This window comes from Burkholderia sp. GW821-FHT14F03, assembly GCF_058803765.1.
Window position 1 is genome coordinate 4,768 of sequence record NZ_JBXAPG010000100.1, and the last position, 1,359, is coordinate 6,126.

The 1,359-nt window shown below is 65.0% G+C and carries 1 pseudogene; it reads right to left on the reverse strand.

Going from position 1 to position 1,359, the window contains the following annotated elements:
- A pseudogene (locus tag AC1RQF_RS32985) lies at positions 1-1,359 on the reverse strand (cell surface protein); the annotation flags it as partial.

Here is a 1,359-nt window from a genome sequence, read left to right on the forward strand (position 1 = left end):
GACGCTGCTGTCGGCGGTGCTGAGGCCGGTCGAGAGCGAACTGATGCCGGTCGAGGTCGACGTGGACAACGATGCGACGCTGCTGTCGGCGGTGCTGAGGCCGGTCGAGAGCGAACTGATGCCGGTCGAGGTCGACGTGGACAACGATGCGACGGTGCTGTCGGCAGTGCTGAGGCCGGTAGACAGCGAACTGATGCCGGTCGACGTGGAAGTCGAGAGCGAGGCGACATTGCTGTTGGTGGTGCTGAGGCCGGTGGACAGCGAGCTGATGCCGGTCGAGGTCGAGGTCGACAGCGAAGCGATCGAGCTGTCAGCCGATGAGAGGCCGGTCGAGGTCGAGGTCGAGAGCGACGAGACGGTGCTGTTGGTGGTGCTGATGCCGGTCGAAAGCGAGCCGATGCCGGTCGAGGTCGACGTGGACAGCGAAGCGATCGAGCTGTTGGCCGTCGAGAGGCCAGTCGACGTGGAGGTCGAGAGCGACGAGACGGTGCTGTTGGTGGTGCTGATGCCGGTCGAAAGCGAGCCGATGCCGGTCGAGGTCGACGTGGACAGCGAAGCGATCGAGCTGTTGGCCGTCGAGAGGCCAGTCGACGTGGAGGTCGAGAGCGACGAGACGGTGCTGTTGGTGGTGCTGATGCCGGTCGAAAGCGAGCCGATGCCGGTCGAGGTCGACGTGGACAGCGAGGCGATGCTGCTGTTAGCCGTCGAGAGACCGGTCGACGTGGAGGTCGAGAGCGAAGCAACATTGCTGTTGGTGGTGCTCAGGCCGGTGGACAGCGAACTGATGCCCGTCGAAGACGAGGTGGACAGCGAGGCGATGCTGCTGTTGGCGGTCGAGAGGCCGGTCGATGTGGAGGTCGACAGCGAAGCGACGGTGCTGTTGGTGGTGCTGAGGCCGGTGGACAGCGAACCGATGCCGGTCGAAGTCGACGTGGACAGCGAAGCGATCGAGCTGTTGGCCGTCGAGAGGCCGGTCGACGTGGAAGTCGAGAGCGACGAGACGGTGCTGTTGGTGGTGCTGAGGCCGGTGGACAGCGAGCTGATGCCGGTCGAGGTCGAGGTGGACAACGAGGCGATGCTGCTGTCAGTGGTCGAGAGGCCGGTCGAGGTCGAGGTCGAGAGCGACGTGACGGCGCTGTTGGTCGTGCTCAATCCGGTCGAGAGCGAACCGATACCGGTCGAGGTCGACGTGGACAGCGAAGCGATGCTGCTGTTAGCCGACGACAAGCCGGTCGACGTGGAGGTCGACAGCGAGGCGACATTGCTGTTGGTCGTGCTGAGGCCGGTCGAGAGCGAACCGATGCCGGTCGAGGTCGAGGTGGACAGCGAGGCGATGCTGCTGTTGGCCGTCGAGAGGCC